This window comes from Gimesia algae (assembly GCF_007746795.1).
GTDB classification, from domain to species: domain Bacteria; phylum Planctomycetota; class Planctomycetia; order Planctomycetales; family Planctomycetaceae; genus Gimesia; species Gimesia algae.
The window spans coordinates 1,970,487-1,996,290 of sequence record NZ_CP036343.1 but is presented as its reverse complement, the minus strand read 5'-3'; the positions used below and the strand labels follow the sequence as shown (position 1 = coordinate 1,996,290).

Annotated in this window: 6 protein-coding genes; 2 read left to right on the top strand and 4 right to left on the bottom strand. The window is 47.8% G+C overall.

Going from position 1 to position 25,804, the window contains the following annotated elements; translation table 11 throughout:
- Nucleotides 1-117: 117 nt before the first annotated feature.
- The 3 genes from Pan161_RS07295 to Pan161_RS07285 form a co-directional block, all read right to left on the bottom strand.
- Complete coding sequence (locus tag Pan161_RS07295) at nucleotides 118-1,245, bottom strand: SGNH/GDSL hydrolase family protein (RefSeq protein WP_197995748.1); 1,128 nt, start codon at nucleotides 1,243-1,245, stop codon at nucleotides 118-120.
- Nucleotides 1,246-1,886: 641 nt separating this feature from the next.
- Nucleotides 1,887-2,087: a transposase gene (locus Pan161_RS07290; protein WP_145225448.1), complete on the bottom strand. Its 201-nt coding sequence runs from the start codon at nucleotides 2,085-2,087 to the stop codon at nucleotides 1,887-1,889.
- Between the two features lie 153 nt (nucleotides 2,088-2,240).
- Complete coding sequence (locus tag Pan161_RS07285; RefSeq protein ID WP_145225446.1) at nucleotides 2,241-6,605, bottom strand: Calx-beta domain-containing protein; 4,365 nt, start codon at nucleotides 6,603-6,605, stop codon at nucleotides 2,241-2,243.
- A 216-nt stretch (nucleotides 6,606-6,821) separates the two neighbouring features.
- Between Pan161_RS07285 and istA the strand changes: the two genes are divergently transcribed.
- Together istA and istB are read left to right on the top strand one after the other, a co-directional pair.
- A complete protein-coding gene (gene istA / locus Pan161_RS07280) occupies nucleotides 6,822-8,525 on the top strand; it encodes an IS21 family transposase (RefSeq protein WP_145223926.1) in 1,704 nt (567 codons plus the stop codon).
- The gene (gene istB / locus Pan161_RS07275) at nucleotides 8,443-9,153 is read left to right on the top strand and encodes an IS21-like element helper ATPase IstB (protein ID WP_145223927.1); all 711 of its coding nucleotides are present in this window, start codon (nucleotides 8,443-8,445) and stop codon (nucleotides 9,151-9,153) included. The genes istA and istB overlap by 83 nt, the downstream gene beginning before the upstream one ends.
- Before the next feature lie 34 nt (nucleotides 9,154-9,187).
- On the opposite strand, the gene Pan161_RS07270 is transcribed toward istB, so the two are convergent.
- Entirely contained in the window at nucleotides 9,188-25,438 is a 16,251-nt protein-coding gene (locus Pan161_RS07270; protein WP_145225444.1) for a Calx-beta domain-containing protein, read from the bottom strand.
- Nucleotides 25,439-25,804: the final 366 nt, after the last annotated feature.

Here is a 25,804-nt window from a genome sequence, read left to right as displayed (position 1 = left end):
GCACCGCCCCAACCACGAAAGTATTCCTGGTTGGGGAGATTATGAAAGCATTCAGTACTTTGTCTGGTATTTTCTTTGGACAGAGTCTTTTTTGCGAATGCCCGGGGGAGTTCGTCCTCACTCTTCCAGCCGATGTTTTAACCACGAATAAATACTCGCCCCGATTTGCTGGTAACCGACTTTGTTGGGGTGAACGCCGTTGTTGACGGGGTAGCCGTTGACGATATCGAGGTTTAACTCGGTGGGGATGATAAACAGATTTTGTTTTTCGCGGCCTGTGAATTTTTCGATTTGCCGTTGCACCAGTCGGTGTTGAATATTTTTCCAGCCCCAACGGCTGTATTTGTCTTTGTAGTTGGCAAAAAATGCTTCCTGACGGGAATTCCCGGGCGTGGTCAAACAAATCCCCACCTCTGCCTGCGGCGCGGCGGCTTGCAGGGCTTTGATTAAAATATCAGCCTGGGCGAACATACCATCGATTTTTGCATCAATGGCGTCCTGTTTCGCTGAGAAACAATCATTGATGCCCAGCATAATGACCACAGCGTCTGGCGTGTTGCCGTTGCATTCTTCCTTAAAGTAGCGTTTGAAGTCCAGGCCCGGTTTGCCGTCCTTGCCGAGATACACGAATGGGCTGCTGCGTTTGCGGTGAGTACCATCGGGGTTTGGTTCATACTGCGAGACGAACCGTTGCCAGGTCCAACCGCCGTAACCTTCATGGGCAACACCCGCAGCGGCGGATTTCGGTTTGTGTGTTCCCAGCATTTGCCATTTCGGATTGCCGGGTGTCGAGAGGAGTCGGGCGATTTCGTTCGAATATGTGGTTGCGTGTGTTAAGCTGTCGCCGATAATTAACAACCGAAACGTGTCGCGATGGGAACCCGAATTGGCGGCCGAAACATGCAGGATTGTTTTCGCCGTTCCCAGGATCGTTCCGTTGGCGTCAGTCACTTTGACCGACAACGGATGCTGTCCCACATCGGACGGTGTTGGCGTGACGGTCCAGTGGTCCTGCTCGGCAGTGCCGATTTTACAACTGACTTCAAACCGATATTTTTCTGGTGTTTCGGTCAGCACGATGTTGTCGTAGTAGATATTCATCTCTACGCCCGGCACTGCATAAAGCGTGGACGGTAACGTGAGTTGTAGAGAGTTTGTTTTCTCTGCAGCGGCGGCGGGTAACGCTGACAGAAGTAAGAGGAACGATAAACGGATCAGCAATCGGGGGGTGTTTAATTTTTGCACGAGTCACTCAATCTGATATTAACCGGGATTTTCCATTGGTGTTGAGCCTGAAACCGCTCCAGGCATGATTAGCTGACTATGTTAACTGTGTTCCACGGTATTCTTCTTACCAGGATTTCTCAATGGCTCCCTATTATGTAATCCAGTCCCACAAAGTTCCAGCTATACAGGTCTGATCACATCACGTTCTCGATCGTCGCCGCAACTACGGGCGGTGCAGTCGTTTTTTCTTAGTGGGGAGACCTCTTGTATCCAATCAAAAAGTAATCACCGACAGCACTGTGTATATTGGACTTCCTCCGGAAAAGTTTTATACGCATTTTAGTAAGCATATTAATTCTGTGAACTTCCTATTCACCTCGCCCAGCGGTCTGGGGTGATTATTTCATATACCTCCCAGAAGAAACTCAACAAATGATTTCATGCCCGTCTCTACTCTTGCAGTCCTGACGTGCCCCCACGAATGACACCAGTCACACGACTTTGTATGTTTGACTTGTCAGGATCAGACGGTGTAATGGGCATCGCCGTGGAAAAGAATTCTGAAGCGGAGCGGAAGCAGGCGAACAGAGCAGCTTCGCCTCCGGCACAGGGGCTCTCTAGCCTAATGAACTGTGTGGTCTGATCGCATTGTGATCTCTTCACCAACGCTCGATCAGTATCTTGGCTTCTTCCGATTTTATGCCCCCGTACTGAATCCGCCAGCGCTGATAAGTGGATTCACTGACCTCGAGATTCTGCAGCACGGAAGCCAGATCTTTACCGGCATTCAGCATCGCATCTGTATCACGCAACTTACGGACAATCTGCTCGGGGTTGTGACGTTTTCTTCGCTTGTTCATCAAAAGTTCTCCTCGTCAAAAGGACGCTAAGAACCTGTATAACAACTGGATCAGTTTTTTGAATAGGAGACCTGAATCAAAATTCTGAATCCGAGATTCCAGAGCGCATCACACGATGATATTTAAACGATTTTCAACAACAATGCGAGATCTTTAAATAATCGGTCCTGTCCAGTCTGAGAAGACACTGTTCAACTCTTCTTCAGCCAATTCCTGTTCGAAATCATATTCGTTTTCTTCATCGTCGAAATCAAAGCGGGAGAGGATGTCATCATTGAGATTCGACTTTTCTACAGCGACTGCAATCAGACTGTCAGAATCTTCAACCATGTTCAGCAGGGAGCCATCGAACTCATCATTCCTACTGGTCGTATATGCTGACAGCAATGGATCCGCAGTCAAAATCAGGCCTTGATAGAGTTTATCGTCTGTTTCAATATACGCAGGTTGCTGAACTTCCTGGTAATAGCTGGAAGCATTAAAGACTTCTGCTTCCGAGTCGGTTTGTTTGATCGCAGGTTGCTTTGTTGCTGGATTCGTACCCGTTAAATGCAGATGGGCATCAATCATGGCCTGTGCAGATGAGTTGAGAGAAGCACCTGCAGCATTGGCGTAAACCTCTTGTAGAATCTGGATATCCAAAGCAGAGATCGTTTTTCGCGTGGAGGGATCTAATGTGGGATTCATCAGATCGACGGGTTGATCGATGTGGACTCCATCATCGGTCAACTGGACTATGAAATCGGATCCCACAAACAGCTTCTCATCATTCTCATTGGTTTCGACCAGATCACTGAAGGCAGTGTAGGTACTGGTGAAGCCAACCACGTGACCGATTTCGTGCAGGAGCACACTATAAAGATCGTAATGTCCTTCGGCAGCAGAGCCGGGCAGTGCCAGTCCGTTTTCGTCAAATGATGCGCCTTCGATGGATGAATACCAGCCAATCCCCGTGGCGTCATCATCGATATAGATGCGCCCGCGAATCGGGATACCGTTTTCATCGAGTTCCAGAATCTGGCCACCCCCCAGTTGCTGGTCAGCCAGATCGGCTACAACGACCTGAATACTGAGATCTTCCACTCCCAGTTCTTCTTTCCATTCATCAACGGCGGCATCAATGACATCATCAAATGTGTCTTCTCCCTCAGCTTCCACTTCAGGGCCATACCATTTTTGCGGGAAATTGACGGGTAAGATGACGTCACTATCTTTGAATTTGGATTTCCCATAGTTCGAGGCCATATGGATTAAGTCTCTGTAGTTCACTTTCGTGCTTTTATCAAAATCCAGTGTCCAGGCCAGATTGGCTTCAGCATCAAATACAGAGTCATTGAAAGTATTAACCAGCTCGATCAGATCGCGGTAGTTGATCGTGCCATTGTCATCCACATCGTAGGGGACTGCCCACAGATCGGTAGCCGGGTTGGTCTGGATGGTGGGGTTCACGCTCTCTTCATCGACGATGCCAAGGTGCGCATTTTTGACCCGCAGTCCCAGGTCATGTGGTCCGAGATAGCCCGTTTCCAGATCGATGGCGACATTGTCATCGACCAGCGATTCGAACTTCACCCGAGCCAGCAGCACCTGATCGCTGCCCCCCAGGGAATCGAGACTGTTCGAACCGCTGATTCCGGACACAACGCCTGTTTCATCATCAATCACGGCAGTGGAGTTTTCCCCAAAGGCAGCCCCGTATTCAATTTCGGTGGCGGTAAAGTATTCAGTGTTATAATCCAAATCAAAAACCCCGCCACTGAAGCCGGTTCCATCAGTCGTATTCCCCCAGACCTCCACCCAGAAACTGTCCCACTCATGAATCCACGCCTCACTCTCCGGCACCACGGCTGTTTCACCATTGGCATCAGTAACTGTGGGGGTCATGACAAGAGAAGTGTTGATGGTCGTGTTGGGGGAGGTGGAACCTTCAAGAAGTTCAAAAGGAATATCTTTGATTGTTCCGACTATAGAAGTATTACCAGAGATAATATCACTAATTGATGTGATATTTGAGATCGAAAAAGTAAAAGTTTCATCAATATCTGATACGATATCACCTTCTATGTATAAAGGGATATTTAAAACGGTTTGTCCAGCTGGGATAAAAGAAGATCCTGAAGGGCCAACAGAAGTATAATAATCTGTTCCGTAAATCGCAGTTCCATCAGTAAAATTATAGTTAAAATTAATACCATACGCCGCTGGTTCATCAAGCGACACAGGGATGTAATATAGTTCTGGGGTAGGTGGAATCCCTTCAAACAAAGTTTGAGAAGGTGAAGAAACTGAAAGTGTTTGTTGGGTATCATCATTCAATATAGTTCCTTGAGCCAACCCGTCATCTATGGTTGCATTGACACCATTAGCATCATGTATAGTTATAAAAAAGGTAAAAATCTCATCCGGTTCAACTAAAGCATTATCATAAATTGGCACTGTGAAAGATGCACTATTAGAGTAATGAAAGTTCAGGGGCACTATTCTACCATCGATAGATTCGTAATCGCTCACATCTGCAGTTCCACCAGTAAGATGCAACTGAATATCTAACTCAAATTCTGAATATAAATGATGACCTGTAATATAAGGAGTTGCTTGGACTATAAATGTAAAATAGCCGTCATTTTCATAAGCCGTTTGAGCTTGGATAGATAATTCAGTTGAATCACTATCGTAAATTATTCCCTCACCAACTCCATCAGAAATCGAAACAGCTCTACCTGAGTCAGTCAAATTACTCATGTTCACAAAAAAAGATTCTTGTTGCTCAACTACCCGAGCATTTGGGTAGATTATATTTCCTTGATCATGATTTATATTCACTGAAAATGTCTTAGTTAGAGTTCCAGTATCTAGAGTGAGTGTAGTGCTAAGTGGTTCATAGTCTTTGTAATAAGGCGATGTGCCTATCGCTGTTCCATCTTGTGTGTTGATTTCAAAACTTATTGCAGTATCGATTGGCTTTGATGATGTGACTGTAAATGTCATTAAACCTGAAGCCTCGTCGATCCCTACATCATTTACTGAAAGTAAGGCATTGTCAGTATTTATGATTGTTCCTGTTGCACTGTTACCTAAAAATACAGGCAGTATATTCCCGGAAACTCCACTAAGCGAAACAGTAAAAGTTTCATCTAATTCAACTACTAAGTCACTATTGATCACAACGTCAAAGTATTCAGAGGTATCACCCGGATTAAAAGTGAGGACCTGGCTCTTTGCGATATAATCATTGTCGGCCACTGTGGCTGTACCGTCTGATGTGGCAATCTCGACAGTAAATGCGGTATCTAATGCAAGAGAGGAATTAACATAAAACCGCATGGTCCCTGATTCTGATCTCTGTACATCGGTAATTGTCAGTGTTGTGGAATCATCTTCTTTGATTGTACCTGTGGCGGCGGCGGATTGGATCGTAATATCATCAGTATCGATTGCGATATTGAGATTAGATAATGCGCCTAGCAGTAAATCAAAGGTCTCGTCTGGTTCAACTACAGCGTCGTGGTTAACTTGCACAGTGATGGTTTGGGTTTCATTAGCTGTACCTGCGAAAGACAGCGTGCTATCGTTGTCAATATAGTCGTTATCAGTAATCGTTGCTGAACCGTCGTTGGTTGTATAGGCAAGGTCAAAGCCGCCCTGGACGGCATTTGAGAGACGAACAGTGAAATCAAAGTCTGTCGTTAAACCATCAGTCCCTTCATAATGTGAGACATCTGACTGAATGATTGTAATAGATGCCGTATCCTCGTTAGTGATGGTGCCTGTAGCCTGTAGTGTTGATTCACCGCCTTCGAACTGGACATTACGTCCTCCTGAAATCAGAGAGGATAATTCGAGTGTAAACTGTTCATCCATTTCGACGATTGTGTCCCCGATTACTTCTACATCAATTGTCACAGAGCTCTGCCCTGCAAGGATTGTCGCGGTACCACTGGTGGTGGAGTCAAAGTCGTCTGTGTCAGCAGTTCCGGCAAGCGTATTGAATTCAAACGAGACATCCTCATCGACTATGTGATCCGTCGTGACTTCAAAACTGAACATCTTAGTTCCAGAGTCTCCTTCTGATTCAGAGACATCTGCAATTGTCAGAGTTGCCGCGTCGCTGTTGATGATTACTGGTGAGATGATGTCCTGACTATTGTGGATCGCAACGAGCTGATCTCCCATATAATTGAGATTTTCCAGAATCAGATTAAATGTTTCATGGTCTTCGACTTTCATGTCATCCAGTATTTGCACATCAAAAGTCTGGCTTGTGGCACCTGCAGCGAAATGAAGAGTTTCGAATACTTCTAAATAATCTGAATCAGCGGTTGTGGCTGAGCCATCAGACGATCTGACATCGACATAAAGCTCTTCATCAAGTGCATGGTCTAATGTTACAGTGTAAGTGACCACATCAGTGGCTTCTTCGACTACGAGTGAAGGACCATAGATGGAGAGGAACGCATAGTCGTCGTTCTGGATTGTTCCCTGAGCCAGAGGTTTAATTTCAAGATCATAGACCCTCATCCCTGCACTCCCGGAAGCGGTATAGATTATGTCTTCTACAATTTGTACATCTTGTGTAGAGTTAGTTCCAAAGATGAGTCTATAATTATCTAAGCCCCCATGGAGATTGGCGTGCAAAGCGGACCCACTTTGGGGGAGTTATTGGCGCGTAAAATGGACCCATCGTAGCAAGTTCCTGATACTGGAGGCTTTTGACCTTCAGTTTCGGGGTGAAGGATGCTTACGGTGGACGATTACGGACGTATACGGCGTGCTCATCGCGACGGGATGAGCATCCGGGAAATCGCTCGGACATTTCATCATTCACGGCGAAAGATCCGCGAAGTATTACACGGTGCAGGGCAACCGCAACAATATTCGCAGCGCCAGACTCAGGCGGCTCCCCGACTGGGCCCCTTCCATGAGACCATCCGACAGATTCTCGCCGATGATGAATCGCAACCACCCAAACAGCGGCACACAGCACAACGAATCTTTGAGCGACTGCGGGACGAGCACGGCTATCTCGGCGGTTACGATGCAGTTTGTCGATTCGTGCGGAAGCACCGAACCAATAAACGTGAAACATTCATCCCGCTTGATCACCAACCGGGCCAACGGCTGGAAGCCGACTTCGGCAAGATTTATGTCGATTTTCCCGACGGACGACGACGGGTTTCAGTGTTGATTCTGGTCTGGTCGTATTCCAACGCCCCCTTTGTGATCGCTCTACCGACGGAACGGACCGAAGCGATTCTGGAAGGCATGGTGCAGGCGTTCGAGTATTTTGATCGCGTTCCCAAAGAAGTCTGGTGGGACAACCCGAAAACGGTAGCCGACGCGGTGCTCAGCGGGCGGAGTCGCAAAATCAACCAACGTTATGCAGCCCTGGCAAGTCATTATGTCTTTGAACCACTGTTCTGCCTGCCGGCCAGCGGGAACGAAAAACCGGTCGTTGAGAATCGCGTGAAGACGTTGCAGCGGAAATGGTCGACTCCGGTTCCCAAGATGGAAGATTTCGAGGAACTCAACAACTATCTTCGGCAATGCTGCCTCCAGGAACAGCAGCGTCTCAGTAGTGGTAAGACAGAAACCATCGGCACACGATTGGAACAGGACAAACAAAACGCCGCCGGGTTGCCCAGGCACCGCTTTGATCCGTGCATCCGCCGGGAAGTAAAGGTCAACAAGTATCAGTTCGCCCGGTTTGAGAACGTGGATTACAGCGTGCCGCGACAGTGTGCGTTTCAGACGGTGAGCGTCAAAGGTTACGTTGACCGTGTGGAAATGGTCTTTAAGGGAACTGTGGTGGCAACCCATCAAAGAAGCTATGAGAAAGGGTGTCAGATTCTTAACCCGTTGCATTACCTCGCAGCTTTGGGGCGGCGACCGGCTGCGTTAGATCATTCCAACGTCTACCGTCAGTGGAAGCTACCGCCGGTGTTTGACGAACTTCGCGAACGGCTGGAAAACCGGCATGGCTTATGTGCGGGAGCAAAACAATATGTACGAGTGCTACAGCTATTGTCCGCACATCCAGTCCAGCGCGTCCAGAAAACCATCGAACAGTTGCGTGGCCCCGAAGGAGCGGATGCCGACCGGATCATTCGCCGGGTCAAACGCAGTACCGCGCATGCCCGCAATCAGCCTGATTTCTCTCCGGCAACTCTGAGCAAAGAAGAATTGAGTCGTCCGGAGGTCTTGTCGGTACAGGTTCCCTGTCCGAGCCTGAACCATTTTGATTTGTTTCTTTCTACGTCAACACAAGGAGATCATCGTGCCCCCACAAACAATACAGAAGAAAAACGATCCGAATCTACTGCTGCAGAGCAATCTCAAGCAGTTAAGGTTACCGGCCATGAATGCGGAGTTCGAGAAGTTGGCCCACGAAGCGGCCAACTCAAATCAGACGTTCGAGCAATATCTGCTGCAGTTGACTGAACTGGAAGTGGCGGCACGGTCCACGAATGCGCTGACCAGCCGGATCAAACAGGCTCAGTTCCCAGTGGAAAAAGGGCTGGAAGATTACGACTTCGCGGCCATGAAATCAGTCAACAAACAGAAGGTGTTGGAGCTGGCCCGTGGTGAATGGGTCCGGCAACATACCAATCTCTGTCTGCTTGGTCAGCCGGGAACGGGCAAAACCCATCTGGCGATTGCACTGGGCCTGGCCGCCTGTCGTGAAGGAATCCGAACGAAATTCTTCACCGCTGCGGCACTCGTCAATCAACTGGAAACCGCGCAACAGCAATACAGTCTGGAGCGTCTCCTGAACAGGCTCGACAAGCTCGATCTGCTGATTGTCGACGAGCTGGGTTATCTGTCTTTCAGCCGTGCTGGTGCGGAACTACTGTTCCAGGTGTTTGCTGATCGTTATGAAAGACGAAGTCTGCTGATCACCAGCAACCTCGCCTTCAGCGACTGGGGCCAGATCTTTCAGGGCGAACGGATGACGGCAGCACTTTTGGATCGATTAACGCACCATTGTGAAATATTTGAGATGAATGGTGAAAGCTATCGGTTCAAAGAGTCGATGAAACAAAAGAAGCCACCTCGCAAAAAAGCCTGAGTCGCTTCCACACTTTGGCATACTGACCACCACGTTACCCCACGTGGTTAACCCAACCCCAGGTGGGTCCCATTTCCGCGCCAAAGTGGGTCCGCTTTACACGCCAATCTCCACCCCCATTCGAATTATCACTCAGGTCATAAACGAGAAGGCCCTGCAGGGCTGATCCTCCTACTGCGACAAGAGCGAAGTGCCCCGTTAATTCAATACTGTGTAGCATGTGACCGCTTGGAAGAGGAATGGAGTTACTCTGAGTTATTATATCAAGGTCACTGATATCTAACTCTTTGAGTCCTGAGGAGCCATCGGCCAGATAAGCAGTTGTTCCAGATACCTCTACATCCAGTGTTTGCCCGGATGTGTCAAAAGATCCCAGCATACTGATGCCTGAAGATGGGTTCGTTACGTCCAGCACAATCAGACCAGCATCACCATCGGCTATATAGGCAGTGGTCCCCGTTACCTGGACTGCTGAGGCACTGCCTGGAGTGTCGTAAGCACCAGATAAGCTGATGATATCGAGGTCGCTGATGTCTAGCACAAGCAGTCCAGCAGAGCCATCAGCCAGATAGGCAGTCGTTCCAGATATCTGAATGTCCTGGGCTTCGCCGGGTGAATTATAAGATCCCAGGAGACTGATTCCAGAACCAGGATCACTTACATCCAGCGCAATCAAACCGGCATCACCGACTGCAACAAAGGCAGTGCTTCCAGAGACACGGACTACTAAAGCATCTTCACTGGTATCATAGTGCCCAATTTCTATGATGTTATCAAGATCACTGATATCTAATACGCGGAGTCCTGCAGATCCGTCAGCAACATAAGCGATATTACCTGCGATCTCGATATCATTGGCACTGCCTGTCGTACTAAACGCACCTGCTGTGCCCAAACCTACATCAGACCTATGATTTTCGGGAACTCGAACATCGCGACCTTCAGCATCGATGGAACTCAGTTGTACGAAAAAAGTTTCGTCGAGTTCGAAGCCAGCATCGCCATTCACGTTGATACTCACGTCAATAGAAATGTCGCCAGCTCGAATTGTGTATGACTGGTTTTTGGGATCTAAGTCTATAAAATCTGCGGCGGCAGATGTGTTCGAACCATCAAGCAGTGTGTTTACTAGGAATGTCACATCCGCGTCTAATTCTTTATCCAGAGAAATCGTGAACACAAAAGGCAACTCTCCTGAATGGCCTTCGTTCTCTGTCACATCAGCGATAGAGATATATGCTGACTCATCATTGATGATGGTGCCGGTGGCCTCTCCTTCGGAAATGGAAAGGTCTCCCGTGATTACTCCTTGAAGGTTCGTCATGTTGAGCAGGAGGATTTCATCCAGTTCAACGATGTCATCATCGATAATACTGACAGTAATAGTCTGTGTCAGACTGCTGCTGAAGTCTAGTAAATAATCAGGAGAGTTGAGTGTTGTATAATCAGTATCTGCTACAGCAGAGGGAGTGGATTCATCAGCAGTAGTGAAATCAGCTGTGAATGCTTCCTGAATATAGTCGGAAGCGGTGACGGTGAATGTAATCTGTCCGGTGGCTTCATTAGCTGAGGCATCGGCAATGGAGAGGGTGGCGGTGTCATTGTTATTATCAATCGTTCCGACAGCCTGTGAATCAGCAATAGTGACTCCCGCAGGGGCATCGGGTAGAGCGGTGATATTCAGCAGGAATGTTTCATCAACCTCAACGGTATTGTCGTCAATGATGGTGACAGTGACGGTATCAGTCAGACTGCTGCTGAAGTCCAGTTGGTAGTTCACTGAATCCAGTAGCACGTAATCGGTGCCAGCCAGGGCCGAGGCCTGATCAGCAGTGGAGAACGTGGCGTTAAATGGATCCTGAATATTTCCCGTGGCTGTGATGAGGAAAGTGATCTGTCCGGTCTCTTCATCAACAGACGCATCGGCAATTGAGAGAGTCGCCGTATCATCCTCCGTTATGGTGACAACTGCCTGAGAGTCACTGAAGGTGACCGGCAGGCTGTTTGCCTGAATGTTGCTAAGATTTACATAGAACTGTTCATTGTTTTCTATAATGACATCATCACTGATAGGAATGGTGAAGGTTTGCGATGTCGTAAAGGCATCTATCGTGACAGTACCGGTCGTGGAACTGAAATCTGATAGATCGCTTGCGGTGCCATCGGCGGTGGCATAATCAATGGTGATATCCGTATCGACAGGGTTCGACAGGGAGACGGTCAGAGTCACTGTTCCTGCGTCTTCATCCACAACCACATCTGCAATCGATGCAGTCGCCGCATCATCATCGTCAATCGTGACAGTTGCCTGTGTGTCACCCAGCATGACCGGCATGCTGTTGGCCTGGAGGTTACTCAGGTTCACATAGAACTGTTCGTTGCTTTCTATTATGACATTGTCAATGATAGGAATTGTGAAGGTCTTTGAGAGTGTGTTCGCATCGATGGTGACGGTGCCGTTCGTGGCACTGTAATCCGACAGAACGCTTGCTGTGCCATCGGCGGTAGCATAATCAATGGAGATATCAGTATCGACAAGATTCGACAAGGAGACTGTCAGAGTCGCAGTGCCTGCATCTTCATCCACCGTTACATCGGCAATGGAGAGAGTCGCCTCATCATTATTTTCAATCGTGCCGATAGCCTGTGAATCAGCAATAGTGACTCCCGCAGGGGCATCGGGTAGAGCGGTGATATTCAGCAGGAATGTTTCATCAACCTCAACGGTATTGTCATTAATGATGGTGACAGTGACCGTATCAGTCAGACTGCTGCTGAAGTCCAGTTGGTAGTTCACTGAATCCAGTAGCACGTAATCGGTGCCAGCCAGGGCCGAGGCCTGATCAGCAGTGGAGAACGTGGCGTTAAATGGATCCTGAATATTTCCCGTGGCTGTGATGAGGAAAGTGATCTGTCCGGTCTCTTCATCAACAGACGCATCGGCAATTGAGAGAGTCGCCGTATCATCCTCCGTTATGGTGACAACTGCCTGAGAGTCACTGAAGGTGACCGGCAGGCTGTTTGCCTGAATGTTGCTCAGATTCACATAGAACTGTTCATTGTTTTCTATAATGACATCATCACTGATAGGAATGGTGAAGGTTTGCGATGCCGTAAAGGCATCTATCGTGATAGTCCCTGTTTTTGACATGTAATCAGACAGATCGTTTGCGGTGCCATCGGCGGTGGCAAAATCAATGGAGACATCAGTATCGACAGAATATGACAGGGAGACGGTCAGCGTCACGATTCCTGCGTCTTCATCCACGGTCACATCTGAAATCGATACAGTCGCCGCATCATCATCTTCAATCGTGATTTCAACAGAGTCGTTACTGTTACTGCTGTCTGCGAATATATTATTCGTGGAACTGGTGGTGATCGTTCCAAGTGAAACTGCAAAGGTTTCGTCTGATTCGACGAGGCCATCATCAACCAGTGTGACGGTAAAGGTTTGTGTGGTCTCTCCTGCAGCAAATGTGACAGGCATCGTCACCGGTAGATAATCAGACGCGTCAGCTGTACCTGGAATCAGGTCGATATCGACTGTCAGATCGGTATTGAGGGCTTCACTTAAGGTGACAGTAAACGTCATCACTCCGGGAGTGTCTTCCGATCGTAACAGAGAATCCACTGTGTCAAGTACAAGCGAGACATCGGTGTTTTCGATCATGCCGACACCATTGTAGATAGTCAGGTCACTGGGATCTGCTGTACCCAGCATGTTCAAGTTACTGAGGACGACATCAAACAGTTCATCAGGTTCAACCAGATCATCGCCATTAACGGCTACCGTGATGGTCTGGATTTCTCCTGCTGTTCCAGCGAACGTCAGCATGCCTGATGTGGCAGTATAATCAGTTGCAGAACTGGCTGTATTGTCCTGTGTTGTATAGTTTATCTCTAAGCCACCTTGAACGGCATTCGATAAGACTACGTTAAATACGTAATTTAATGTTGCCCCTTCATCGGCTTCTTCCATTGAAACATTCAACACACTTAATGTCGCTGTGTCATCATTAACGATGGTGCTGGAAACGGGGGCGGACTGAACCGAAATTGCAGCGTTTGTGGTCGCACCCACATTCGAGATTGAGCCCAGGAAGAGGTCAAAGATTTCATCGCTTTCCAGTTGAGTATCCTGGTTGACCAGTACGGTAATGGTTTTAGACTCACCAGAGATGCCACTGAAAGTGAGATTGCCATCGTTATCTAAATAGTCATTAGCGCCAGTTGTTGCCGTGTTATCATCTGTATGATAAGACAATGTCAGCCCATCTTGAACGTTGCCAGTCAGAGTGACGGAGTATACATAGCTGGTGGTCGCTGACTCGGTTGATCCTTCACTTACCGGTGGAACTGTGACTTGTTGAATCGACAGGCTGGCAGAGTCATTATTGATGATCGAAAAGGTACCGGTCAGGGTGTCGCCTGTTTCGATTGTTGATTGATTGCCATCATTCAGACTTAAACCACCCGCCTCAAAATTCGAGAGAAGCAGATCGAATGTTTCATTTTCTTCTACAAAGCTGTCATCGAGAATGGTGAGGGTGAAATCAACTGAAGTAGAGCCTTGAGGTATGATTAAGCTACCGGATGCAGCGTCCACATTGTAGTCGAGTGCATTGGTTAAACCATGTACGAATTCATAATCAGCAGTGAGATCGTAATCGAGTGCTTTGTCGATTGAGACTGTGATGGTTACAGTGCCGGCATCTTCGTCAAATGCCTGGGCATTGATTGATACGATGGCTGCGTCATCATCTTTAATGGTCACTGTGGCATTAGCGGTCGTTGCGTTTAATGTGGCATTACGATCGAGAGGAGTCCCAGAACTGTCGATCGCAGTGACATCAAGCAGAACAACATTAAACTCTTCAGTCGGTTCAATGAGGGTGTCGTTTCCAAGAGGGATCAGAATGGTCGCTGAATCTGCATTTGCAGGTATGATGACAGTGCCAACGGTCTCAGCAAAGTCGAGTCCTTTTTCTGCGGAGTCGCTCACTAGCTTGTATGTGACCAACAGGTCCTGATCTACTGTGACATCAACCTCACTTTCATTAATCAGGAGTTTATCGATAGATACTGTAACTTCGATTGTTTGGGGGCCTTCCGAAACGTCCAGATAGGCTCGAGAGTCAAGAAAATGGACGGACATGTTGCCGGTAGCAAAGGATCCCATGACATCGACATTATAGGCGCCAATCGCCTGTAACGCTGCTTCCACCTGATCTGCTGTGGTTGTGACAGGTAACGCGGCGGTCGTGGATTCGTTGAAGGTAATAGTAAATGTGCTTATATCTGTTGAATAGTTGACTGAAATAGGATCCCAAACATTGTCCACATAACTTAATGGTACTGACTGGGGAGTGGTAAAATTCAGATTGCTGCCGTCTATGATGAGACTGGAGACATCCTGTTTTGACAGATCGCCTACAAATGTGACTGAGACATCGGCACCATTGATGTTTCCGCCTGAAACCAGAACATTACCGGTACCAATTGTAGAAAGCGCCTCGAGTGCCGCCTTGATATCCGAATTTGATGCATTGTAGGAGAGAGGCGTTGTTTCTTCCCCTTCAAAGCTGAGGGTGAATGTGCCTCCGGATAAATACTTGGGAAGTGAAAGTGATTGCACTTCATTGGATCCGGTTTCGCCGCCATGCGACTTTCGCGTTACATAATTGAATCCTGCAGGGGAGGGGACATTCGGGGAGAATCCGATGTAAGGAATTTCAGACAGTCCCAGATCACCTGTAAATTCAATGCGAATTCCACCTCCGCCTCCTCCGGTCGAGCCACTGTTTTCTTCCAGTGACCCTTCTACGATGACATTGCCAACGCCGATCTCGGGGATGGCTTCCAGTGCTGCCTGGATTTCTGCTGCAGTGGCGTAATGGCTGACTTCAGCTGCAATATCATTGTATTCCGGGAAGTTGATAATAAAGCCTGAGGGGGTTTGCACACTGGTTGAGGCTGAGAATGGAGTTCCATCCGCAACAGAGATTCCGTTACCGGGAACATCATTGTAATTAAGAGATTCATCTTGAACCCAATAGGTACCTCCCACCAGACCGGCACTGTTGATTCGGATGTGTTGAACTGGCGACCGAGAGTTAAAGGTGATCCTGAGATAATTATTGAGGTCGGTGCTTCCCGATTCTTCAGGATACGTAAGGTTCTGGCCTTGCATATCGGGAGAGCTCTCATAGAGGTTTACGATGATATCGGTCGGATCCAGGTCGCTCAAACGTTCGTCCGTGGTAATGAGCTCATAAAGCGCATTCATAATATCTTCTGGTGTGGCGTCCCAGTTCAGAGTGACTGATGGACTGTCGAAATACTCTCCCAGATGAAGCTTGAATGTTCCCCCGGTGACGTTCGGGTCCCCCATCAGGTTTACAGCTCCCAAGGTCCCATAGCCGCCTAAGTTAGGTAATGCGTAAATAAAGAAGACTGCATTACTTCCGTAGTCACCTTTCGTAGTTTCAGCGACATGACCATATACTGACTCACCGGCAATTTCTGAATTTTGCAGCGTCATTTCGGGAGTGATGCTGTCGTAATTAAGTACGAATGAGGTGGTTGGCAGGACATCTCCTGCGCTTTCATTCACTTCGACATCCGCCACGGAAATCGTAGCAGTGTCATCATTCAGGATGGTGACAGTGGCCGTTTGAGTATCGACAAAGGCATTTCCATAACCAGGGCCAGTCTGATCCTGCAAGTCTTGCAGTTGCAGGAAGAATGTTTCGTCTGCTTCGACAACGTTGTCATCAGTTATGGTAATATCGATTGTGAATGTTAGTTCATTCTCCGGGAATTCGACTGGTTGAACGACAGAGTTGACATAATCACCGTCAGCTACAGTGGCTGTGCCTTGAGTTAAGATCAGATTGAAATAGGATTTGGCGTCGGTCGCTTCGCGGGTCAGCGTAACAGTAATTGTGCCATCGTCTTCATAGCCAGAATAGCTCACTGAAGAAAATGAAATGGTTTTGGGATCATTGACCGTGATCTCGATCACGTCCGTATCAGTCTTAGCAACATCGCCTTCGACTAATCCTGGTTTCGCGGTGACTTCCGTAGTTGTGATTTGAATCGAGGCAGGTGAGACGCCACTTTTTGAAGAATAGTACTCCGCAGTGGCAGTCCAGGTGAGGCCGTCTAGAGAGGTGTTGATATCGGCAATAGTGCCTGTGAGCGTCAGTGTGGTACCAGTGTCGACATCGGGAATCAGGGTAGCGCTTGTGCTTAAGGACAGAGTTCCACTTTGAGTCGTCAAGGTGACCGAATACTCACCCGGGTTACTGAAGTCGTTTACTTCATAACCTGAGACTTCATCACGATCACTGATTGTGATGGCGTTGCCGTTGGCGGATGAGAATACCAGGGGGACATTGGAATCCGTTGAGACTGTTTTGTTGGGGTCATCGGGCAGGGGAGTCCCGTTCAGGACGTTCACAGGTGCCTGATTGATGCCGTCTGCCACATAAAGGCTGAACTCAACCAGGATTTCAGGGTCTGTCTGATTAGAAAGCAGTGCGTTGCCGGCGAGGTCCGAAATGGGGGAGTCATCATCAGTGATTTCCACGGTGTACTTCGCATCGGTCTGGAAGAGTCCACTAGCCGATGTGAGCAGGATCTGATCGGTAGCCGCATTGTACGTAAAGTAATAATCGATGCCTTCTTCGAGTATTATCGGAGCAGTTGAGTTGGTCTGGCGTGTCAGTATGATCTGAGAGGCGTTCACTGTCGCATCATCAATGCCGGTCCCATTGTCAGTCAGATCAATGGTTATCTGGTCAAAACTTTGTGGATCAGAGACGACAAATTCAGTCGGATCTGACCCATACACAGAGCTAGCGGGGCCCGATATCCGGGCTGCAGGGCCGGTAACATCAGAACGTTCGAGCGCACCGCGGTCTTTAAAGATATTGGCACCCAGGCCGGGAGGCGGGGATTGGCTGGAATCATCTACGCGCAAATCGTTATAGCGATCTGTCGTGGGGGCAACTGTATCGGAGTTAGGCATGCCAATAGAATTACGAATCGTGACAAACTGGACCCGATCGGCCAGGCTGTTGAGTGAACTGTCGATGGCGCGGCTGTTATCTGCGAGATAGAAGTTTTCTTCCTCTCTGCTGACAAACAGAGGGTCGCTGAGATCCAGTACAATGGGGAAATTTCCCACATCACCATTCGATTGATTGCTCTGGAAGAGGTTGGCGCCAATCACACTGGGGACACTGGTTTCATCATCATCGATGTCGATACCCATGTTTGTGAAAGTGACAATATTGTTGATGATTGTTGCTGTGGCGAAATCTTCAACCAGAATACCCGTACCTTGCTGACCTGTCTCAGCAGTTGTGCCGACAATGGTATTGTTGATGATTTTGGTGTAAGTCACCGCAGCCGGGGAGCTGTTTTCATCATCGTTGCTGGCCCCGGTAATATGAATCCCTGCTGCTGTAAACTCATAGAGAACATTATTCTGGATCGTAAGACCGGGAGCAAACCCGACAATCCCTGTGCCAGTATCGAAAACAGCATTGTTGGAGGGGGCTGCAAAGGAGCCGGTCTGGTGTTCATCAATGTTACCAGCATCAACTGAAATCGCGTCTTCTTCAGAGTAACTGATTGTATTGGATTCAATAACAATCTGTCCCTGTTGTTTCACTGGATTGAGGTCGCCCTGTAAACCAAGTTCGGGAACGAATCGATCATTGGTATCATATTGCGATTCAATGACAGTGCCTGGATAATTCCCATTGGGTTGAACTGCATAATTACTGGCCTGACGGATTTGCAGCAGGTAGGGACCAATGGCAATGTCCTGCGAGGCACTGGGGTGTGGATTAGAGGGGGTAGAAGTGAAACCGGTCAGCCCTGATGTGGCACCTGTAACTGTTTCGCCACGTTCCGTAAAACCGACGATAATGTCATCAATATAGAACCCTTCATACTTGTTGTTTTTTGCCTGACCATTGCCATTGAAGTTTCCAAACTCGTCACCGGGCATGCTCTGGTCATTAGTAATGGCTCCCGCCGTACTGAAATCAAAGCGTAATTTCAGTTCTCCTTTTCCAACGAACGCAGACAGATCCACCCGTGCCTGGCGCCAGGTGGCGTTGATTAAATTACCCTGGTCATCACGTACAGGTTCAAAGAGTTCCTGGACATGCTGGTTTTCGTAAAGGCCGTTTGTACTATCTGATCCCTCACGGGCAGAAGCAGACAGGAAGGATGAAAGTTCGCCATCATCGGGTGACAGTGGGCTCGCGGTCACTGAATTATTGGTTGCGACTTCGACCCACTGATAAACGTTGAATTCGTCATAATAGCCGACGAAGACGCGGGCAGCATCCTGCATATCACCTGAAAGTGAGTTTGCGTCCTCTGTTTCAAGATAGTAATTGAAGTACAAAGTTGGTTTATCAGCAGGATCGTGATCACCCAGGTCAAACGTACTGCTGATCAGGCTTCCGTGTGCCCCCCCTGCGAAGTTATAGGTATTCGCTACGTCTGGATTGGTCGCCAGATCTTTCTGGAAGTTACCTTGTTGAACGCCATACTGAACTCCCTCGGTGTATTCAATGAAATGTCCATCGGCAGTCAGTTCTTCAAATCCAAAATAGAAGCTGGCACCACCCTCCTGTTCTGTCTGATTGATACCCAGGTCAGAAATGGTTCGGGAGATATTCTCGGCATCGGTTCGGGTCGTATCACCCAGAGACGCACTCGGGTCGTAGGTGTTGTTGATACCATGACCGGCTGCATCTCCCTGCTTGAATGTGGGATGCCAGAGGTTAAAGTCGAGTGGTGAAAATGCCAGGCCGGTGGCGCCGTTCACACCAATATTGATATGCGTGGCACCTCCCGTGAATACGGAAATCATTTCTTCCGTACCAGGGTCCGGGTTGATATCGACCTCTGTTATCAGTTCTCCTGTTAAGGGATTGATAGCATAAAGATTTCCAGAATCAGTGACAGCGAACAGGAAGTTTTTGAAAGCACCGTTATGAAGGTTTTGAGGAGCCGTCGTTAAGCCTGTAAAGTTCCCTTCAATCTGGGCACTAAGGTCATTGATGACTGTGGCTGCGATGGCAGGAGAGAGTGAGAGATCTTCTTCGACGAGATCATGATTGATGGAGACAAATAAACCGGTGGAGGTAATACCATACAGGACAGCCTGATCGATTGTCGCATTCACGCCGGCAAAAGTCATACCCGTGACGCGGCCCATTTGAGCCTGATTAATCGCATCACCTAATGAATCGTAACCAACAATATCACCGATGACAGTATATAAATTTCCAGAGTACTTAGGTTCTGAAGAGTTCTGGGACCCACTTCCACTGTCGTTGCTGTCATCTCCTTCTTGCTGATTGTTTCCAGAATCCAATCTCTCTTCCCCTGATTGACCTGTGGTGGGATCAGCTCGATAGAGTGTTGTTGTATCATCATCTTTATAGACGGAGTAGAACAGGTTGTAGTCGACTTTGGAGACTGGTAAACCATCAACGGTTTCGGTGATGATTCCCATTCTCTGGAATGCCAGCGCTTCAACTTTTTCAGTGGTTAATTCTACAGGATCATTTTTTGTCCCCCCCGCGGGAACATCCGGGATCTCATCAGCCATCTGGTTGATTACTGACCCTGAGCCTGGATCAAGTTCATTCAATCGGCCTGCGACGTCTTCTACTGTCTGGGAAGAGAGGCTTTCGTAACTGAAGAGTTTTCCATCAGAGCGGATCGTGATATCCTGGGTTTTTCCCAAACCATCAGTAGATAATGCTCCAATTAAGGCCGCATTGGCAGGGTCGCTGGCATCGCCGAGCACACGTCCATCGTACGGGTCAACCAGCAGCAGTTGATTGTTGCTGGAAACAAACAGTTTTACATCTGCCAGCGTGAACGCTGCGACATGGGAATCCAGTGACTGGGCATTCGAGATATCAAAAATCGCGCCATTTTCAGGATCCACTGTTTCGGTTCCCAGCGCGTCAAGATAGGGTGAACCTGATGTGAACCCCGTGAAACCGATATGATCTTCCACAATGCGTTTGATGGAACTGACCGGTTCGAGGCGAATCAGTGGATTGGCTGCATCCTGAGAGAAGGTCGCATTGAGTGCGAGTGGCAATTGTGAGTTAGATGAAATGGCGACATGGTATTTAAAAGTACTTCCTGGATTTCCTGCAGCCAGATTGACCGCTCCGATGTAGGGGTCGTAGGTGCCAAAGCTTCCACTGGAAAGATCGGTCTGATCACCGTTTGCCTGATCGTCCTCAATATTAGAATCACGGCTGATCAGAATCAGAGTTCCATTTTCATCAAAAACGGAAAGGGTCGTATCAGGTCGGGAGAGGCCATCCGCATAATCGATGTCAAATATGGTAGCGAGTGACTTTCCTGCGTTATCCAGTCCATTGACAACATCAATCAGGTCGTATCCCAGTTCGAAAGTGTACCAGTCTACGTCGGTCGATGAGTTCAGTGTACCGGAAACGGAAATCGTTCCCTGATCATGAGTGAGCAGATTGCCCAGATTTTGTGCATTTTCAATGGAATTGTTGTCGCCGGACTTTTCTGCTGCATCTGTCAGCAATGGAGAATTGGCAGGGAGACCGATAATTTCAATTCCATTTGTGGCATAGCGAATATCAGCATAGCGTACTGTAGAGCCTGGCTTTTCATCAACTTGCCTTAAGCGAATCTGTAACTGGTACTGTCCTGAAGTCGTTTCACCATTTTCCTCTGCACTTGTGACTCGAATGAAATAGGTCCCGAGTTCATTATTTCCCGGGTCGGGCAGTCGGACCCAGAATCCGGCGTCTCCTTTGTTCTGACTATAGTAATCTCCACCCAGGTAATCCGTCTGTTTTAAATTTCCGGTGTCAGCAGAATTGATCCTGTTACTGACTGTGGGTGATGCATCTGTAGCTGAGTTATCCGAAAGAACAAGTGATCTTCCAAAAATATCAACAAGTTCTACAACCGTATCCAGCGAACTCGACGATCGATCGATATCAATCCAGACTTCTGTTCCCCCCATAGCCTGGAAACTGTAGACGTCTTGATCTGGTTCCGTCGTATCCGCGCTGATACTGCCATGAACTTCAAAACCTAGAACCTGATTTTCGTCACCACTCAATTGATCTGGAGCTAGAATGCCGAGTTTCTGTGCATAAAACGGGGTTTTATTGAGATCTTCTCCCTCGGTGTATGTGCTTTCTTCTTCAAAACGAACGACTACATTCCGGTCGTTGCTTAAACTATCCAGCCGAATGCTTCTCCAGTCTCCCGCTGAGGGAGTGCTGGAACCATCATTCCAGGTATCCGTTTGTAATATGCCCTCTGGAGTCAGGCTGGCACCAACTGAGTCGTCGTTCAAAGATGTCAGGATGACAGCGTATTCCGGTTGACCAATGATCTGAATGGTTCCACCAATCCGATCTTCACTGTCCAGCGGAATTCCCGTGGCAGTAAAGCCGGCAGCATCGCCTGCCAGTTTCACGATTAAGCTGGCATCGTGACTGCTCTTCAGTCGCAGTCCGCTGTAAGTGTGGTGTTGATCGATTACGACTTCGTCTTGCAGAATATGGACGATGTCCGTGTCATCCCAGACAGATTCGGTCGTCAGGACGCCACCGCGAACTTTCATCCCGTTCATCCCGTTATTGTCCATGCGGTTTAAACGGACCAGCGCCCCCTGGTTATCAGCGAATGTGTCAAAGGAATCCAGAATGCCTGTCGTTGTTCCATAATCCTCATGAAATTCGGAATTCAAAGAGTTGACGTCGATACTGAGTATTGCACCAGCATTGTTGCGGAAGGAATTGTTGACAATAATCGATTGTGAGTCACGGATAAATATGGTTGCGCTTTCATTCACACCTCTCCCATTTCGATCATCATAGTTATTTTGCTCGTCAGTATTAAATCCGCCGCTATTATTTTCGAAGAGCGAATTGGTTAAACGCAAATCCGCCTGATGGACTTCAATTGGGTTGAACTGGGCAAATCCATTATCCAGTGGTGTGTTTCCGCCGGCATTGGTGATCAGTGCGTGATCAATGCTTCCCCTGGAGGATGCATTGAAGATGATTCCGCCCCAGCTACCCGGACTGAAGTAGTCGTGATAGCCGTCGTTGGTGGTATCGAACGTAATTCCTTTACCATAGCGATCATCATTCCAGGAAGTGAAGATTATCGGATGCTCTGCAGTCCCTTCTGCAATGATCTGGGAATTACCACGCTCGGCTTCAATGCGGGCGCCGTCCAGTTTAATCACAGTCCCCGCTGCGATTTTAAGGCGACCATTGACTGAAGCAAACCCATCCACAAGTTGACCGGCAGGGGCGCCTGCGATGTGCAGGTTTTCGTTGATCAGATAGGTGATGTCATCATCAAAGATCGCAGGCAGATCGAGTTTATCGATCTCGCCTCCCAGTGGCGTATCAATTTGAACGAAGAGACCATTGACACTGTTATCGGTAATCCGATTGTTTCTGATCTCCAGTCCATGACGATTGAGAGTAAAAGAGCCATTAACAAAGCGTGAATCCTCAAAACTGTCCAGGTCGGCAGAGATGGCGACATTCGCACTGTGCGTGATTGAGGAGTTCCAGATCTTGGGTCGAGCCGATTCCACCTGGATGGGAGCAAAATCTTCAAAGGCGGTATTCACGAATACGCGCCCGCCACCATAGCTGATATCCGCATTGTTGATAGAATTTAAAAAGATCCCGCTCTCTTCCCGATCGGAGTCGGCACGGAAGACAATACCGCCCCAATCTCCGGCTGTCGGTGTGTCAGAGGTTGGATTTGAATCCAGTCCGATGGTGTCATTACTAAACGAGGTCAAATACACCTGGTTGTCCGGCGTTCCCAGAATCTGTAACGCACCACCGCTACGTGAGTCAAACAGGGAATTGGAACCGACATCAATGTTCGCATTCTGCAGTTTAATAATCGCGCCGGCATCAATCATGACAGTGACACCTGCGGGCACTTCGAATGTGACGCCGTCAGCCATTGGCTGGAATTGATCATCGAAACCGATTTCATACGCCAGATTGTCGCTCAGGGTATCGGACATACCATCTGAGCCATTATTCCCTATGATTCGGATAATCTTGGCTGTCGATCCATCAATCGTGACCGCATCGATGGCATCAGAAATAGTCTGATATGGCGACATTAAACTTCCATCCTGGCCTCCCTGGGTGTTGGCTTTATCTACAAATATCGTATCACCCACTTCAAACCAGAAGTCGAAGACACCGCCTGGCGTACCATCACCGTCTCCGTCCAACTGAGTGCCGCTTACATCTGCCAGGTAGCTGCCAGTATCAGCATGTCTCTGGAAATTAAGATTCAATTCATATTGTCCGTCAGTTTTTCCGCCTGCACCGGAGTCTGAAACTTCCGGGTTAAAGTTCGTGTTACCGACACTGGTGACTGCCAGGTAATAGTCTCCTGCTTCCAGTTCCAGTTCCAGAAAAGAGTCTTTCCCAAAATAGTTGTCGTTACGCGCAATCAGTTCATGATTTGAGTTGTAAAGTGAAAGGACACTGTCCAGCTGGCTTTTCAGTTCTGGATCATTGGTGATTCGTTCCGCTGTGATTTCCGCATTTAAAATTCCTGCATTTTCAAGCGTAAATTTATATAAATCGATGTCGTTACTTTGTGCCGGATACAGGTAATTCAGATGGACGATGTCATGATCTGTGAGATAAATGGATTCATTGATCTGAGCGGCACTGCTTCCATTGGAATTCATCATGGAAGGGAGATCGTTTGCATCGCCCAGGCCGAGTGAATGGCCGATTTCATGTAAGGCTGTTTTAAACCACTCTCCACCGTACTCGCTGTTACCCCAGTCTAAGCCGCCGTTGATTACAACGAGATCTCGCAGACTTCCACCGGTTACTGAGGTAGGCAAACTGGCCGAGACTGCTCTGACATCACCGGTGATGATTTTCGTGGCTGAAGAATCTGCCGTTTGTGGATCATTGATCTCCTGGACTTCGAGTCCGGAAACTGATGCAAACAACTCATAGATTTCCCGGACGCGTTGCTTCTGTGCTTCTGTAATTTGGTTCGTACGGGTATTACCTAAATGATCCTGGTAGGTTTGCGGAAAATAAAACTGAACGGTATTGATCTCGCCTTCAGGATTTCCGTATGTGTCTTCGTTGACGTAGTGGGAATCAACCGAGTTACGATGCCCCGGTTCTGCTTCACTTCCAGCAGGATCTGGATAAGCGACGTTCTGTTTTTCGATACTGGAACTGAGGTGTATTGATTCCCGCCCTGCGGACCCGAGCGTTCCCAGGTTGGATTCTCCCGTCGTTTCCGGGGTCGAGTCGAAGCTTGAGTTGTCATCATCAGAAATCGTCACTTCGACAGCAGCAGTGAAAGCTGGCTCGATAGACTCACCGACACGCAGGTGATATGTACCGTTTGACAGGTTTTCAGCAAAAGTCAGAGTGACTTTATTGCTGGCAGAATCATAAACAACGGCAGGAGTAACGACGGCATCAAATTCATCTGTGAGATCTTCCGGGCTGATGATTGAGTTATCAGTGGTGTTGATCAGTTGATAGAAGGCTGGATTAATTGCAGAGTTTTCGTCAATTTCACCTTCGAAGTAGATTTCGATCGTATTAAGCGACTGATCAATGCTTCCGTCTGAACGCGTCACAGGCTGTGGTACCACAGCGGTAATTTTGGGCGCCAGATCAAGTTCAAAATTTAACGTGGTATCGAAGCCATTCAGAAATTCTTCTGCTTCTGCATTGGCGGACTCGTAAGACATCAATGGGTTCGCATTCGAACCAAATACCGTAATCTGATAAACGTCTTCCGGAAGCGTTTCGCCAAATCGAACGATGACTTCATTTGGTGTGTCACCAATTCCCACGTAGGTGGGAGAAACGGTGATATCGCTGGATGCACCCCGTGTGATCTGAATTCCTCCCAGGGTACTCGGGTCGAGTTCTTTTCCGGCTTCAAATTTGAAAACTAACTCTGCAGGAGACTCGTTGAGTACCACGCCATCATAAAGTTCATCACCTGAATTGGGGGTCACGGAAATGAGCGATGTTCCGGACAATAAGGTCCTGTCTTCCAGCAGTTCCACCCCATTTAATAGGGGATAAGAAAATCGCCTTTTCTGCTTCAAAACCCGTTTGTTATGCCCTTTTTTTAAGCATTTCAGAAGTGACATCGGGTGACAAATGGACGAAAGCAAGCCATTTTTACTTACTGCCATATCGATACTTTCTGTTCAAATTGACCATAGCTGCAAGCAGTATGATGATTTGTATTCAGGCTTAAAAAACAAGTCTAACCTTGACCCATTCACAGATTAGGTGATTTGTACATTATGTACTAGGTCGAGGTTTAAGAAGCTACCAGCAAAAAGCTGCCTGTACAAACAAAAAATTGGAATAATCGAAAAATTGATCGCAATTTCTTTTTGCGAATGTTTTCAAAGCGTACTTTGCACAATTTAAATTGAATATTCATTTCAGGTTTCAGCAAAGCAGCGATGAAAGATCGTTTCGTTTTTCAGCTGAAATATATTTTTGAGATTGAGCAAAATATAAGAATCGGGAGTGAGTGATAACGAATGATC